The following is a 15241-nucleotide window of genomic DNA, read 5'->3' as shown; positions in this document are numbered from 1 at the left end:
CCCCATCGTATGGATCTAGTGTTCGCAGGCCATGATCCGCACCTACCGCCGCATCCTCAGCAAGCCCGGCGCCGCGCTCTTCAGCGGCACCGGCCTGGTGGCCCGGCTGCCGATCGCGATGGTCGGCCTCGGCATCGTGCTGCTCGTCGAGGACGCCTCGGGCTCGTACGGCGTCGCCGGTGCCGTCTCAGCCGCCCATCTCCTGGCCAACGCGTTCTTCGCGATCCTGCAGGGCAAGCTGCTGGACCGGCTGGGCCAGTCGCGTGTGCTGCCGGTGGTGATCACGGTGTGGGGCGTGGCGCTGGCCCTGCTCATGTGGTCGGTGGACGAGGGCTGGCCGATCGCGACGACCTACGTCTTCGCCGTCGTCGCCGGGGCCTCGCTGCCCTCGGTCGGCAGCTGCGTGCGCGCCCGCTGGTCCCACACGACCCGGGACCCCGACGAGCTGCAGACGGCGTTCGCCCTGGAGGCCGTCGCGGACGAGGCGGTGTTCATCACCGGCCCGATCCTGGTCACCGTCCTGGCCACCTCGGTCCACCCCGCCGCCGGCCTGGCCACCGCGCTCGTCGTCGGTCTCCTGGGCACCTACGCGTTCGCCGCGCAGCGCGGCACCGAGCCGCCCCGGCACTCGCCGTCGGCGACCCGCTCCGAGCGCCCCCGGATCCCGTGGGGCGTGGTCGTGCCGCTGACGGTCGTCTCCACCATGCTCGGGCTGCTCTTCGGCGCCGCCGAGGTCGCCACCGTCGCCTTCGCCGAGGAGCAGGACGCCGAGGCGTACGCCGGCCCGCTGCTCGCCCTCTGGGCCGCCGGCAGCCTGATCGCGGGCCTGCTGAGCGGGGCGGTCACGTGGCGTCGCGGCCCCGCCTACCGACTGCGGTGGGGCACGCTCGCGATGACCGTGGCGATCCTGCCGCTGACCTTCATCGACTCGATGGTCGTCATGGGCGCCGTGCTGTTCGTGGCCGGCTTCGCCATCGCGCCGACCCTGATCGCCACCATGTCGCTGTGCGAGCGGGTGGTCCCGGCGTCCCGGCTCACCGAGGGGATGGCGTTCCTGCACACCGGCCTGGTCGCCGGGGTCGCCCCGGGCGCGACGCTCGCCGGCGTCCTCGTCGACCACCAGGGCGCGTCGGCGGCGTACCTCGTCCCCGTCGGCGGCGGGGTGCTGGCGGTGCTCGCGGCGCTGGCGATCCGCACTACCGTGGGGTCCGTGATGACGCGTGACTGACGTGAGCGAGTGGAAGAACTGGTCCGGGCTCGTGACCGCCCGCCCGGAGCACACCGTGACGCCCCCCGACGTGGGCGCCGTCGTGGCCGAGGTCGAGCGCGCCCGCGCCGCCGGGACGACGGTCAAGATGGTCGGCACCGGCCACAGCTTCACCGCCATCGCGGCGCCCGAGCACACGATGCTGCGCCCCCAGGGCCTGACCGGGATCGTCGCCGTCGACCGCGACGCGATGACGGTCACCGCGCTCGCCGGGACCCAGCTCAAGCACCTCAACGCCGACCTCGAGGCCCTCGGCCTGAGCCTGCACAACATGGGCGACATCGCCGAGCAGACGCTGGCCGGGGCGATCTCGACGGGCACCCACGGCACGGGCGGGGTCGCGGCGGGCCTCGCCGCGCAGGTGGTCGGCCTGGAGCTCGTGACCGGCACCGGCGAGGTGCTGCGCGCCACCGAGACCGACAACGCCGACGTCCTGGCCGTCGCCCGCGTCGGCCTCGGGGCCCTCGGCGTCATCACGAAGGTCACGTTCCGCGTGGAGCCGCTCTTCCTCCTCGAGGCCACCGAGCAGCCGATGCGCTGGGACGAGGCGCTGGCGTCGTTCGACCAGATGACGGCCGAGAGCCACCACGTCGACATGTACTGGTTCCCCCACACCGACCGGCTGCTCACCAAGCGCAACGACCGTCTCGACGCCGAGCCGTCCGAGGCCTCCCCCGTGCCGCGGCTGCGCGCCTGGCTCGACGACGACCTGCTGTCCAACAAGGCGTTCGGCGCCCTGACGGCCGCCGCCAACCTGGCCCCGCGGGCGATCCCGCCCATGAACCGGGTCAACGCCCGGATCCTCGGCGCGCGCACCTACTCCGACGTCGCCCACAAGGTCTTCGTGGCCGACCGCGACGTCGTCTTCCGCGAGATGGAGTACGCCGTGCCGCGCGAGGCCGGCCTGTCGGCTCTGCGCGAGGCGCGAGCCGCGCTGGACGCCTCCGACCTCACCGTCAGCTTCCCCGTGGAGATCCGGGTCGCCCCGGCCGACGACATCCCGCTGTCGACCGCGAGCGGTCGCGACTCGTTCTACCTCGCCTTCCACACGCACCGGCGCGCCGACCACACGGCCTACTTCGCGTTGATGGAGCCGATCATGCGGGCCCACGGCGGGCGGCCCCACTGGGGCAAGGTGCACACCCGCCAGGCCGACGGCCTGGCCCCGCTCTACCCCCGCTTCGAGGAGTTCCTCGCCATGCGCGACCGGCTCGACCCCGACCGGGTCTTCGCCAACGGCTACCTGCGGCGCGTGCTCGGGCCCTGACGAACCTTTCGCCCGGCCCGACGCGTCTGGTAGTCATGACGAAGGGAAAGACATGACGCGCCGCGACGAGTTCGCCGGGTTCGTCGCCGCCCGCTCGGCCGCACTCCACCGGGCGGCGTACCTGATGGTCGGCGACACCTCGCTGGCCCAGGACCTCGTGCAGGAGGCGCTGGTCAAGACCTACACGGCCTGGCCGCGCCTGCGTGACCCGGCCAACGCCGAGGCCTACTGCCGCAAGGCGATCACGACGACCGCTATCTCGTGGTTCCGGCGCAAGAGCTGGTCGGAGCGTCCGACCGAGGACCCGGGAGCCGGGGACACGGTCTCGGGGCACGCCGACCAGGTCGCGCAGAGCCAGTGGCTGTGGGAGGGCCTGATGCGGCTCCCCGTGCGACAGCGGGCCGCGATCGTCCTGCGCTACTACGAGGACCTCACCGAGGCCCAGACCGCCCACGCGATGGGCTGTGCCGTCGGCACGGTCAAGAGCCAGGTCGCGGCGGGCCTGACCAAGCTGCGTGACCACCTCGGCCACGCCGCCGACGACCTCCTCCCCCTGGCCGACACGGCGGTGAACCGATGACCGAGAAGCTGCGAGACCTCCTGCACGACCGGGCCGCGGGCGTGGACTTCGCCCCCGACGACCTCGACGCCCTGGTGCGCGCCGGCGACCGGCGCGTACGCCGACGCCGTGGCCTCGCGGCGGGCGGCGCGCTCGCCGCGCTCGCCGTCGCGGCCGCGCTAGTGGTCCCCGCCCTGTCCGGGGGCGGCGACGCGGCTCCCGAGCCCACCGACAACCGGACCGACACGGCGACCGAGACCCTGCCCAACGGCGGCGTCTCCTGGGCGACCTCGTCGGTGATCCTGGCCGGTGACGACGCGCTCGACGTGGGCCACGAGGTGAGCGTCTACGTCGCCACGACGCACGGCTACGTCTTCGCCGACCCCGAGGGCACGGTCTACTCCGTGGTCGACGGCAAGGTGGACGCGATCGGCCGGACCGACGAGTCGGAGCCGCACCTGGTGGCCGACGACGGCAGCTCGCTGGTCGGCTGGGTCGACTTCAGCAGCGGCCCGGCGCCGGCGTTCATGGTCTTCGACCAGAGCACCGAGGCGGAGCCGGCGTTCGCCGGGGGCGAGACGACGGACGACATGTCCGCTGCAGCCGCCAGCGCCGACCCGGCGTACTTCTACGCCATCGACGACGGCACCGCCTACTGGCGCGACGCCCGCGGCGCGGTGGCCGTCGACCTCGAGACCCAGGACACCGAGCTCGTCGACCCCGACGCGGTCGACGGGCTCGACATCCTCGACGTGCAGAACGGCGTCATCGCCTTCCGCGACGGCAAGGGCGTCGCGGTCGGCACCACGCGCGAGACAGCGGTCCAGCTGCCCGGCGTGGTCACGGACAGCGGTGAGCTGTCTCCGCAGGGCACCGCGTTCGCGTTCTACGTCGACGTCCCGGACCCCGAGAACGGCGGTCACACCGAGGCGCGCGTCGTCGGCGTGGACGGGTCCGCGGTCCCCCTGGACATCGCCTCGGCCACCCTCAGCTTCGCCGTCCCCTACGGGTGGCTGGACGACGACACCGTGGCCGTGCTGTCGTCGGGACCGATCGAGGCGCGCTACCAGAGCCTCCTCGGGTGCGACGTGGCCACGGGCGAGTGCGAGATGACGGTTGAGAACGCCGGGGCCGCGCGGGCCCAGATCGTCCTGCCGAACGGCCGGCTCCTGCGCTGAGCCTCAGACGCTGGCGGGCCCCGTGGGCATCGGGGCCTGCCACCCGCGCCAGATCGCCAGCAGCCGCCAGACCAGGCAGACCCCGGCGCCGGCGAGGGCGACGGCCAGCACCGGCAGGTCGGCGCGGGTGCCGACCACCGCGATCGCGGCGCCGGCCAGGGCCGGCGTGGCGTAGAGCTCGCCGCGGAAGATGACCGGCAGCCGACCCGCCAGGACGTCGCGGACCATCCCGCCCCCGATGCCCGTGACCATGCCCATGAGGGCCGCGGGCACGGGGCCGAGCCCGTACTCCAGGGCCTTGGTCGCCCCCGTCACGCAGAACAGCGAGAGGCCGAAGGCGTCCAGCACGTTGATGCTGCGCTCGAGGCGCCCGATGACCGGGTGGAAGGCGAACGTGACGAGCCCACCCGCGGCCGGCACCAGCAGGTAGCGCCAGTCGGCCAGGGCCGCCGGCGGCGTGGCGTCGATGAGGACGTCGCGCAGGAAGCCGCCGCCCAGGCCGGTCGTCCCGGCCAGGACGAGCACCCCGAAGACGTCCACCTCCTTGCGCACGCCGACCAGCGCGCCGGACATGGCGAAGACGAAGATCCCCACCAGGTCGAGGGTCACGAGGGTGCTGGGCACGGGGGCAGCGTAGTGGCTGGTCAGGTCGCGGATTTATCCGTCGGGCACGCCGCGCGATGACCGGGTCGGGCGGTCTCGCTGGCGTAGGCTCGGGGACACCGAAGGCTCACCCACACCCACACCGCAGGACACCAGGAAGTCGATCCCATGGCGCACCTCACGCTCGCTGGAGTGAGCGACGACGGGAAGCGCCTCCTGCTGGTCAGCGATGCGGGAGCCGAGTTCACGCTCGACATCGACCAGAGCCTGCGGGCCGCGCTCCGCGGCGACGCCTCTCGCCTCGGCCAGTTGGAGATTCAGATGGACTCATCCCTCCGTCCCCGCGACATCCAGGCCCGGATCCGCGCCGGCGAGTCACCCGAGGCGGTCGCGCAGTCCGCGCAGACCAGCGTCGACCGGATCATGGTCTACGCCGGCCCGGTGCTCGCCGAGCGCGAGCACGTCGCCCAGCGGGCCCAGCGCTCCTCGGTGCGCCGCGGCTCCGGCGAGGGCGGCGCCCGGATCCTCGGCGACGCCGTCGCGGCCCACCTCAGCTCGCTCAACGTCACCTCCGACGCCGTGTCGTGGGACGCCTGGCGCCGCGAGGACGGCCGCTGGGCGCTGCGCGCGACCTTCAGCACGCTGCGCCGCAAGGGCACGGCCGAGCTGACCTACGACGTGCCCGGCAGCTACGTCCTGCTGGACAACGACGACGCCCGCTGGCTGGTGGGCGAGGCGGTCGCCGAGGACGCTGCCCCGGCCGCCCCCGCCGAGCCCCGCGACGACCTGCGGCAGGCGCGCACCCGCCGCCTGTCCGCCGTACCCGCCGACGAGCTGCCGCTCGGCGACGACGTGCTGGAGCTCCTCAAGGACGACGAGGCCACGCCGCCGGCCGCCGACGAGCCGGTCGAGGCCTTCCTCGATGACTCCCCCGCCTCCGACGACCCCGACCTGCGCGAGGAGGCCTCCGAGGCCGCCGCCGCCGACCACACCCCCCAGGACGACCCCGCGGCCGACGAGCCCGCCGGCCGCAAGCCCAAGAAGCGCGGCCGCGCCTCGGTCCCCAGCTGGGACGAGATCATGTTCGGCGGAAGCGATCAATGACGCGCGAGGTACGAGCGCGGCATTGAGTGTCGCGAAGGTCGAGCAGCGCCGCGGCTGAGGAACGAAGCGCGACGCTGCGTGTCGAGACCCCGTGAGTGAAGCAGGGTGCCAGGGACAGCGGGGTTTCGAGACAGGCGCCAGCGCGCCTTCCTCAACCCCCAGCCCCCCGGAGGTTGAGGAGGTTGCGCCGGCAACCGTCTCGAGACCTCCAGCGCACCGCCCCACCCGCCAGGGGTTTCGAGACAGCCGCCAGCGCGCCTTCCTCAACCCCCAGCCCCCCGGAGGTTGAGGAGGTTGCGCCAGCAACCGTCTCGAAACCTCCAACGCGCCACTCCATACGCGAGGGGTTTCGAGACAGGCGCTAGCGCGCCTTCCTCAACCCCCGGGGGTCGCGCCTTCCTCGACCCGCGGGGTCTCGCCTTCCTCAACCCCCGCCTTCCTCAACCACCGGGGGCATCACCGCCGGGGCGAGTAGCCTCCCGCCATGTCGTACTTCGTGACGGGCGCCACAGGGTTCATCGGACGCCGCCTCGTGCAGGAGCTGCTCGACCACCGCGAGGGCGAGGTGTTCGTGCTGGTGCGGGCCGGCTCGATGGCGCGCTTCGAGGCACTGTCCCGACAGTGGGGGTCCGAGCGCGTGGTGCCGGTCGTGGGCGACCTCGGGGAGCCGGGGCTGGGGGTCGACGAGGACTGGGTCGCCGAGCACCGCGACAGCGTCGAGCACCTGTTCCACCTCGCGGCGATCTACGACATGACCGCCGACGACGAGACCAACGAGCAGCTGAACGTCGGCGGCACCCGCCACGCGGTCGAGCTGGCCGGTCGCCTCGGCGTGGGCTGCTTCCACCAGGTGTCCTCCGTGGCGGCCGCCGGCGACCACCGCGGCCGATTCGACGAGACGATGTTCGCGGAGGGCCAGCGGCTGCCCTCGCCGTACCACCGCACGAAGTACGAGTCCGAGCGCATCGTCCGCGAGGAGTGCGAGGTGCCGTGGCGGGTCTACCGCCCGGCGATCGTGGTCGGCGACAGCACGACCGGCGCCATGGACAAGGTCGACGGCCCCTACTACTTCTTCCCGTTGATGAAGCGGATGCGCGACCGGCTGCCGGCCTGGCTGCCCCTGGTGGGCGTCGACCTGGGCGACACCAACGTCGTGCCCGTCGACTACGTCGCGGCGGCGATGGACCACCTGGCCCACCTGCCCGACCGCGACGGCGAGGCCTTCCACCTGGTCAACCCCGAGCCGCAGCCGGTGGTCGACATGGTCAACGCGTTCTGCTCCGCGGCCGGCGCTCCGACGTTCGCGACGCCGATCGACCGCGCGGTGACCCGCAGGCCCCTCGCGCTGGTGCCGCGCGCCCTGCGGCCATCGACGATCGCCACCGGCCTGGTCCGCAACCCGCTCGTCCAGGCCGTGCTCGACCAGACCCTCGGGCGGCTCGGCGTCCCGGCGGAGGTCCTGGGCCACAGCTCGTTCTCGGCCGTCTTCGACTCCCGCCGCACCGAGCGGGCGCTGGCCGGTTCCGGCATCGGCGTGCCCGACCTGGAGTCCTACGCCCGCGTGCTCTGGAGCTACTGGGAGGAGCACCTCGACGAGTCCACCGCCCGCGACTCGCGCATCTGCGAGGCGCTGAGCGGCAAGTACGTCGTGATCACCGGCGCCTCGTCCGGGATCGGCCAGGTCACGGCGCTGAAGGTGGCGCAGGCCGGCGGCATCCCGGTCCTGGTGGCGCGGGGCAAGGACAAGCTCGAGGAGACCCGCGCCGTCATCGAGTGGCGCGGCGGCACCGCCCACGTCTTCCCCTGCGACCTCTCCGACCTGGAGGCGATCGACCGGCTGTGCGAGCAGGTGACGACCGAGCTCCCGTCGGTCGACTTCGTCGTCAACAACGCCGGCCGCTCGATCCGGCGGTCGCTGAAGCTCTCCCACGACCGGTTCCACGACTTCGAGCGCACGATGCAGCTCAACTACTTCGGGGCGATCCGTCTGGTCATGGGACTGGTGCCGCAGATGCGCTACCAGCGGCGCGGGCACGTCGTCAACGTCAGCTCGATCGGCGTCCAGACCAACCCACCGCGGTTCTCCGCCTACGTCGCCTCCAAGGCCGCGCTCGACTCGTGGAGCAACGTCGTGTCCTCCGAGCTCGTCGGCGACGGCGTGACGTTCACCAACGTCCACATGCCGCTGGTGCGGACGCCGATGATCGCGCCCACGAAGCTCTACGACCGGTTCCCCACGATCTCACCGGCGCAGGCCGCGGACCTCGTGATCGAGGCCATGGTGGGGCGTCCCCACGAGATCAACACCCTGCTCGGCAACGTCGGCGCGGTGGCCCACACGGTGGCCCCCAAGCTGTCGTTCCGCCTGCTCAACATGGCCTACCACGTGTTCCCCGACTCAGCCGCGGCGAAGGGAGACGACGCCTCCGGTGGCACGCGCGAGTCCGAGCAGATCATGCTGGCGCGGCTCTTCAAGGGCGTTCACTGGTGAGACAGAGGTCCGCCACCGTCGGTCTCGTCGGGGGCGGGCACCGAGGCGCCGGACCACAGCAGCAGGCGCAACAGGAACATCATCAGCAGATCACCTTCAGCGGTTCAGGACGAGCAGGACGAGGAACAGGACCGCACTCAGGGCCAGCGAGACCAGCAGCGAGCCGGCGCAGCCGAGGCGGTTGTTGAAGAAGAGGAACATCGTGGGCTCCTGGCAGCAGAAGAGCGCTGCCCCGGCCCCTCGAGAAGGGGCCGGGGCAGCGAGCGGGGATCAGTGGTCGCGCTGCGAGTCGCTGTAGAAGTCGCGGCTGCCGGACTTGGCCAGGCCGCGGCTCACCATGTAGCCGATGGTCAGCAGCGTGACGTAGAACCAGGCCTCCTGCGCGCCGAAGTCGCCGCGGTCGACCATGGCGGCGGCGATCAGGACCCCGATGACCGCCGCGACGTAGGCGACCAGCTCGGTCGTCTTGAAGGACGCCTTGGTCTCGGTGCTGAGGCGGCGGGTGCTCGTGGCGTGGTCGTTCTGGGCAGCGTGGCTGCTCGTGGTGGTGCTCGACATGGGTGTCTCCTTGAGGACGGTGCCGACGTGACGATGCCCGTCTTCGACGGGTCGGGGACCCGTCACGTCGAGTACGCCGTACGGATGCCCGGTGCCCCCGTCGGACCCCACCATCTCCCCCCCAAAGGGTGGCGGCGCCGTGACCCGGCTCACCCCCAGGTCAGCGGGATACCGGTCGGGACGGGTCGGTGACCCAGCCGCTCCAGCTGCCGGGGTAGAGCGCTGCGGTGATGCCCGCGAGCTCCATCGCGATCAGGTCGTGGGTGGCGGTCACGCCCGAGCCGCAGTACGCCGCCACGTCGGCGCCCGGCACGGCGCCGACCTCGGCGTAGACGGCGCGCAGCTCCTCGGCCGAGCGGAACCGGCCGTCGTCGCCGAGGTTGCGGGAGGTCGGGACGTTGACGGCACCCGGGACGTGGCCCGCCACCGGGTCGACGGGCTCGACCTCGCCCCGGTAGCGCTCGGCGGCGCGAGCATCGACGAGCACGTCGACGTCGAGCACCCCGTCGGCGTCGACCACGGGCATCCCCGGGGACTCCGAGCGCGTGAAGTCGCCCGGCTCGGGCGTCACGGCGCCCTCCTCGACCGCTCCCCCGTCGGCGACCCAGACGGACAGCCCGCCGTCGAGCACCCGCACGTCCGGGTGGCCGTGGAAGCGCAGGAGCCACCACGCGCGTCCGGCGGCGTGCGCGGACCAGTCGTCATAGACCACGACCGGGCGCCCCAAGGAGACGCCCGCGCGTCGCATCGCCCGCTCGAACACCTGCGGGTCGGGCAGCGGGTGCCGCCCGCCGGTCCCCGGCGGGGACGCCAGATCGGTGTCGAGGTCGACGAAGACCGCGCCGGGCAGGTGGCCGGCGGCGTACTCCTGGGGCCCGGAGGGTCCGCCCATGCGGTAGCGGACGTCCAGCAGGGTGACCTCGGTGGCACCGGCCAGCAGGTCGCGCAGCTCGGCGGTCGAGATCAGCGGGGTGGTCATTCCCCCATCGTGCCGCGTGACAGGATGCGCCGCGTGGCGGAACTGCACTTCTTCACCGGGACCATGGACTCCGGCAAGAGCACGTTGGCGCTCCAGACCAACCACAACCACGCGGTGCGCGGGCGGCAGGGGCGCATCTTCACGACCCTCGACCGCGCCGGCGAGGCCACCCTGTCCAGCCGCCTCGGGCTGGCCCACGAGGCGATCGAGGTGGCTCCCGACTTCGACTTCTGGCGCTACGTCGTCGACGCGCTCACGCAGGGCGGCCGCATCGACTACCTGATCTGCGACGAGGCCCAGTTCTACACGCGAGCACAGGTCGACGACCTGGCCAAGGTGGTCGACGAGCTGCAGATCGACGTCTTCGCCTTCGGGATCCTCACCGACTTCCGCACCTCGCTCTTCGAGGGCAGTGCCCGGCTGGTGGAGCTGGCCGACCGGATGAACGTGCTGCAGGTCGAGACCCTGTGCTGGTGCGGCAAGCGCGCCACCCACAACGCGCGCACCGAGGACGGCGTCATGGTGGTCGAGGGCGAGGTCATCGTCGTCGGCGACGTCGAGCAGCCCGAGGAGGCCGTGGCCGGCGAGCCGGCCGAGGTGTCCTACGAGGTGCTCTGCCGCCAGCACCACCGGCGCCGGCTCACCGCCGCCCGCGCCCATGCCGTCAGCCTGGCCGCGGACCCCCTGCCGTTCGGCTGAACCCGCTCAGTCGACCACGATCGGGATCAGCATCTCGTCCTCGGTGAGCGAGCCGTGCAGCCCGACCAGGGTCTGCTCGTAGGCGAAGTCGACCGACGAGAAGACGCCGTGGTCACCGCGGGCGGCGACCACCACGTCGCCGAGCCGAGGCAGCACGAGCGGTGCGACCGCCCCGAACCAGCCCCGGGCGATGGCCGTCTCGCGCGTCATCACCTCGGCGCGCTCCCCCAGGTGCTCGGACCAGGTGGCGACGACGTCGTCGACGGCGCCGCGCTGGCAGTAGAGGTGACGGAAGCGGGCCTCCCCGCCCAGCAGGGCGACGCCGTCGCGCAGCTCGAGGTGCTCGTCGACGTCGACCCGGCTCTCCGGCGGGGAGTCGACCATGCCGTGGTCGGCCACGACCACCAGCCGGGTGTGGGCCGGCAGCGCCTCGCGCAGCTGCTCGGCCTCGGCGTCGATCATCGACAGCTGGATCAGCCACTGGCTCGACGCCACGCCGTAGCGGTGCCCGGTCCAGTCGAGGTCGCCGTCGTAGAGGTAGGTCAGCGAGGGCCGCGCCGACGAGGCGGCCACGGCGGCCGCGATGCCCTCGCCGGCCTTGTCGGCCCCGACGAAGTCACCGCCGCGGTGCGCCGCGACCGTCAGGCCGCTGTCGCGGAACTCCCGCTTGTTGACGACCGTGACGGGCACCCCCGCGCGCTGCAGCCGCGCGAACGCCGTCTCGTGCGGCTGCCACTCACGGGGGTCGACGTCCTGGTCCCAGAACAGCGCGTTGAGCAGCCGGCCCGTGCCCGGCACCCGTGAGGTGAAGCCGACCATCCCGTGGGTGCCGGGAGTGAGCCCGGTCCCGAGCGAGGTGAGGCTGGTGGCCGTGGTGGACGGCACGCCCGCGGTGCCCGGCTCCTGGCCGGCCAGCAGGCTCGAGAGGTACGGCGCGGCGTGGGCGTGGCGCTCGAGCAGGCGCGCGCCGAGGCCGTCGATCAGGAAGACGACGTACGACGCCGCGTCGGGCAGCACCAGCCCCGTGGGCTCCGCGGCAGCGGGCACGCCCAGCGCGGCCGCGACGGCCGGGACGACGTCGCCCAGCGAGCGCCGCCCGTAGGCGGGCTCGAGGAAGGTGCTCACCCGGCGTGGGTGCGCGCGGACAGGGTCTCGGCGAAGGAGAGCAGCCCGGCGACGGCCTCGCCGCCGTCGGCGGCGGCGCTGACGCGCAGCGAGAAGTCGTCGGAGGCCAGGACCCCGGTGTAGCCGTGGTCGGCGTCGCAGTCCGGGTCGGCGCAGGCGGCCGGCTCCAGGTCGATGCGGCTGACGCCGCCCCAGCCGATGGTCATGACGGCCTCGGCCGGCGGGGTCGGGCCCGACGTGGGGTTGGCGGTCATGCGGGTGACCACCACGGACTTCACCGCGGACAGCGCGATCGCCTCCGTGGACGTGGAGGTGTAGGGCTCGGGCAGGAGGTCGTCGCCGGCGTGCTCGTCGGTGTGGGCCAGGATCAGCCGCGAGGGGGTCAGCACGATGACGCTCTGGTGGCGGCGTACCTCGTCGCGCTCGAAGGTCGGCTCGTGGTGGACGTAGAAGGACAGCACCTGCTCGCCCGCGACGGCCGCGTCGACCCCGTCCGCCACGACCTCGGGGTAGTAGCCCGTGCGGGCGATCGCCTTGCGGAGCTCCACGGTGCGGTCGCGGTCGTCGGTACGGGTGGTGCGCATGGCGTCAGTCTGTCACTAGTCCCGCGGGACCGGGACCGGTGTCGGCCGGGCAGCGTGTCAGCTGGGCAACGTGTCGCCGGGCAGCTCGGGCATCCGCCGGACGAAGAGGTCGGAGCGGGGGTCGGCGACCGGCTCGACGCGGGCCTCCGCGGTGAGCACGCTGGCGCCGCTGGTGCCGGCCAGGACCAGCGAGAGCTCGAGCGCGCTGACCTGCGGCAGGTCGTTCTGCAGCTGGGCGACGCGCGAGATCAGCCGCTCGATCTCGGCGACGTCGACCACGTCGGCGCCGCGGTAGCCGAACAGCATCGGCGAGCTCTTGACCTCGCGCACCATGGCGGCGGCGTCGCGACCGCCCAGCGGCGGGATCCGGTAGGACTTGTCGGCCAGCAGCTCGATGATCGGCCCCGAGATCCCGAACGACACCACCGGCCCGAACAGCGGGTCCTCGATGCTGCGCACCGCCACAGGCACGCCGGGAGGGGCGTTCTTCTGCACCACGAAGCCGGCGGTCTCCGGCTGGCCGACGAGCTCGGTGAGCGTCTCCCAGGCGTCACTCATCTCGTCGGGGGTGTCGATGTTGCGCCACACGTGGGCCAGGTCCGGCCGCTCGCGCAGCGGGTGGGAGGTCGCCTTGAGCACGACGTCCCAGCCGAGCTCGCGCGCGGCGTCCTGCGCCTCCTGCAGCGTGCTGGCGGAGCGGCAGTCCCAGAGGTGGATGTCGTAGGCGGCCAGCAGCTCGGCGGTCTGCGCTGGCGTGAGGGCCACCCCCTGGGGGTGCTCGGCCAGCGCCGCGGTCACGAGCCGGCGCGCCCCGCCGAGGTCCACGTCCGCGGACTCGGGGTGGGGCCCGTCGGGGGTGCGCAGCCACACGGCGTACTCGACGACGCGCGCCAGCGCCCGGACGGCCGCCTCGACGGCGGGGTAGGACGGCACCGAGCCTCGTCCGGCCGTGGAGCCGGCGACGTCGGGCACCCGCAGGAGCTCGGGGACCCCCTCGGCGCCGAGGAAGGACGACACCAGCGGCTTGTCGGACTGCTCCCCCACGGCCGCCAGCACGTTGGCGACGTCCTCGCCGGAGACGTTGAGCGGCGGGATGTAGACCGCGATGACCGAGTCGATGTCCGGGTCGTCGATGGCGGCGTCGAGCGCGTCCTCGAAGTCGTCGGCCGTGGCCTCAGCGCCCAGGGCGACCGACTTGTTGACGACCAGCCCGACGGAGGCCGCCGCGTCCACCGCGAGCAGCCCCAGCGCGTCGGAGTTGCCGACGACGGCGACCCGGCGACCACGCGGGAGCGGCTGGTGGGCGAGCAGCTGGGCGACGTCGAACATCTCCTCGAGCGTGTCCACCTGGATCACCCCGGCCTGGCGGAACATCGCGTCGACCGCCTGCGGCGGCGCCGCGATCCGGCGTACGGCGTGCCCCATCGGGACGCCCTGCGTCGTGCGGCCCGACCGCACCGCGATGATCGGCTTGCGCAGCGAGACCCGGCGCGCGATGCGCGAGAACTTGCGCGGGTTTCCGATGGACTCGAGGTAGAGCAGGACGACCTCGGTGGAGTCGTCCTCCTCCCAGTACTGCAGCAGGTCGTTGCCGGAGACGTCGGCGCGGTTGCCGGCGCTGACGAACGTCGAGAGTCCCAGGCCGCGGTTCTTGACCTTCTCCAGGATCGCCGAGCCCAGGGCGCCGGACTGGCAGAAGAAGCCGGCGCGGCCGCGCGCGGGCATCACCGAGGACAGCGAGGCGTTGACCGAGACCGCGGGGTCGGTGTTGATGACGCCGAGGCAGTTGGGTCCGATGAGGCGCAGCCCGTAGGAGCGCGAGAGGCCGACGAGACGGCGCTGCCGCTTGCGGCCCTCGTCGCCGGTCTCGGCGAAGCCGGAGGAGACGACGATCAGCCCGTGCACGCCCTTGGCCGCGCAGTCGAGCACGACGTCCTCGACGGCCTCGGCGGGGACGGCCACGATCGCGACGTCCACGTCGTCGGGGATCTCGCCGACGGACTTGTAGGCCGGCATGCCCGAGACGGCCGTGGCGCTCTGGTTGACGACGTAGACGCGGCCCGTGTAGTCGCCGGTGACGAGGTTGCGCACCAGCGCCTGGCCGATCGTGTCCTGGCGACGGCTGGCGCCGATGACGGCCACCGAGCGCGGGTTGAAGAACCGCTCGATCGAGGCGGCCTCCGCTCGGTGCTCGCGCCCACGCATCACCCCGATGGCGGTCTCGGTGGGGTCGATGGAGAACTCCAGCATGAGCACGCCCTCGTCGTACTCGCTGGCGACGCGGTAGCCGGCGTCGCGGAAGGTCTGGATCATCCGGTGGTTGTCGGGCAGGACCTCGGCGGTGAAGCGCTCCACCCCGCGCTCGCGCCCGGCCTGGGCCAGGTGCTCGAGCAGCAGCTGCGCGATGCCGCGGCCGTGGTGCTCGTCCTCCACCAGGAACGCGACCTCGGCCTCGCCGGGCTGGACGACGTCGAAGCGTCCGACCGCGATCATCCGGCCCTGCAGCATGAGGACCAGGGCGACGCGCTGCTGGTGGTCGACCTGGGTGAACCGCTTGACGTCGCGCTCCGAGAGCAGCGGCATCGGGCTGAAGAAGCGGTAGTACTTCGACGTGTCGGAGACCCGGGAGTAGAACTCCACGAGCAGCTCGGCGTCCTCCGGCTGGATGGGACGGATGTGCGCGGTGCGCCCGTCGCGGAGCAGGACGTCGGCCTCCCAGTGGCGAGGCGCGCTCGGAACCACGGTCTCCTCTGTCGGCTCGGCGCTCACGCGCTGCAATCTATCCCGTTCCCGGTGTACGGCGTGCCCCCTCCGGGTGACCGGTCGG

The 15241-nt window shown here is 72.8% G+C and carries 13 protein-coding genes; 7 read left to right on the top strand and 6 right to left on the bottom strand.

The window, feature by feature from the left end:
- Window positions 1-31: 31 nt before the first annotated feature.
- The 4 genes from E4622_RS04920 to E4622_RS22655 are packed head-to-tail and all read left to right on the top strand — an operon-like array spanning window position 32 to window position 4271.
- Window positions 32-1228 carry an MFS transporter gene (locus E4622_RS04920; RefSeq protein WP_134738922.1) on the top strand — a complete coding sequence of 399 codons (1197 nt, stop codon included), beginning with the start codon at window positions 32-34 and terminating at the stop codon, window positions 1226-1228.
- Window positions 1221-2534 (top strand): D-arabinono-1,4-lactone oxidase, encoded by a 1314-nt coding sequence (locus tag E4622_RS04915; RefSeq protein WP_134738921.1) that lies wholly within the window; start codon window positions 1221-1223, stop codon window positions 2532-2534. Before E4622_RS04920 ends, E4622_RS04915 begins: the two co-directional genes overlap by 8 nt.
- 52 nt (window positions 2535-2586) lie before the next feature.
- The gene (locus E4622_RS04910) at window positions 2587-3114 is read left to right on the top strand and encodes a SigE family RNA polymerase sigma factor (protein WP_134738920.1); all 528 of its coding nucleotides are present in this window, start codon (window positions 2587-2589) and stop codon (window positions 3112-3114) included.
- Window positions 3111-4271: a hypothetical protein gene (locus E4622_RS22655; protein ID WP_167735981.1), complete on the top strand. Its 1161-nt coding sequence runs from the start codon at window positions 3111-3113 to the stop codon at window positions 4269-4271. The genes E4622_RS04910 and E4622_RS22655 overlap by 4 nt, the downstream gene beginning before the upstream one ends.
- A 3-nt stretch (window positions 4272-4274) precedes the next feature.
- On the opposite strand, the gene E4622_RS04900 is transcribed toward E4622_RS22655, so the two are convergent.
- Window positions 4275-4895 carry a trimeric intracellular cation channel family protein gene (locus E4622_RS04900; protein ID WP_134738919.1) on the bottom strand — a complete coding sequence of 207 codons (621 nt, stop codon included), beginning with the start codon at window positions 4893-4895 and terminating at the stop codon, window positions 4275-4277.
- A gap of 147 nt (window positions 4896-5042) precedes the next feature.
- Between E4622_RS04900 and sepH the strand changes: the two genes are divergently transcribed.
- Both sepH and E4622_RS04890 read left to right on the top strand, forming a co-directional pair.
- On the top strand, window positions 5043-5978 hold the full coding sequence (gene sepH / locus E4622_RS04895; RefSeq protein WP_134738918.1) for a septation protein SepH: 936 nt from the start codon (window positions 5043-5045) through the stop codon (window positions 5976-5978).
- A 484-nt stretch (window positions 5979-6462) separates the two neighbouring features.
- On the top strand, window positions 6463-8469 hold the full coding sequence (locus tag E4622_RS04890) for an SDR family oxidoreductase (RefSeq protein ID WP_134738917.1): 2007 nt from the start codon (window positions 6463-6465) through the stop codon (window positions 8467-8469).
- A gap of 270 nt (window positions 8470-8739) precedes the next feature.
- Here the strand turns inward: E4622_RS04890 and E4622_RS04885 are convergent, their stop codons facing one another.
- Window positions 8740-9027, bottom strand: coding sequence for a hypothetical protein (locus E4622_RS04885; RefSeq protein ID WP_134738916.1), 288 nt, complete (start codon window positions 9025-9027; stop codon window positions 8740-8742).
- A gap of 160 nt (window positions 9028-9187) precedes the next feature.
- Entirely contained in the window at window positions 9188-10006 is an 819-nt protein-coding gene (locus tag E4622_RS04880) for a sulfurtransferase (RefSeq protein WP_134738915.1), read from the bottom strand.
- A gap of 33 nt (window positions 10007-10039) precedes the next feature.
- Here E4622_RS04880 and E4622_RS04875 point away from each other — a divergent pair, with 33 nt between their 5' ends.
- A complete protein-coding gene (locus tag E4622_RS04875; RefSeq protein WP_134738914.1) occupies window positions 10040-10705 on the top strand; it encodes a thymidine kinase in 666 nt (221 codons plus the stop codon).
- A gap of 6 nt (window positions 10706-10711) precedes the next feature.
- Here E4622_RS04875 and E4622_RS04870 read toward each other — a convergent pair whose 3' ends face one another.
- From E4622_RS04870 to E4622_RS04860, 3 genes are read right to left on the bottom strand one after another with little or no spacing between them, the layout of a single operon-like run.
- On the bottom strand, window positions 10712-11830 hold the full coding sequence (locus E4622_RS04870; protein ID WP_134738913.1) for a nucleotide pyrophosphatase/phosphodiesterase family protein: 1119 nt from the start codon (window positions 11828-11830) through the stop codon (window positions 10712-10714).
- Window positions 11827-12414, bottom strand: a complete 588-nt coding sequence (locus E4622_RS04865; protein ID WP_134738912.1) for a DUF5998 family protein — start codon at window positions 12412-12414, stop codon at window positions 11827-11829. The genes E4622_RS04870 and E4622_RS04865 overlap by 4 nt, the downstream gene beginning before the upstream one ends.
- A gap of 57 nt (window positions 12415-12471) precedes the next feature.
- Complete coding sequence (locus tag E4622_RS04860) at window positions 12472-15183, bottom strand: bifunctional GNAT family N-acetyltransferase/acetate--CoA ligase family protein (RefSeq protein WP_245155886.1); 2712 nt, start codon at window positions 15181-15183, stop codon at window positions 12472-12474.
- Between the last annotated feature and the right edge of the window lie 58 nt (window positions 15184-15241).

It is taken from the genome of Nocardioides sp. 503 (assembly GCF_004522095.1).
Lineage (GTDB): Bacteria > Actinomycetota > Actinomycetes > Propionibacteriales > Nocardioidaceae > Nocardioides.
The sequence above is the reverse complement of the archived record's forward strand: the minus strand, read 5'-3'. Positions and strand labels throughout refer to the sequence as shown.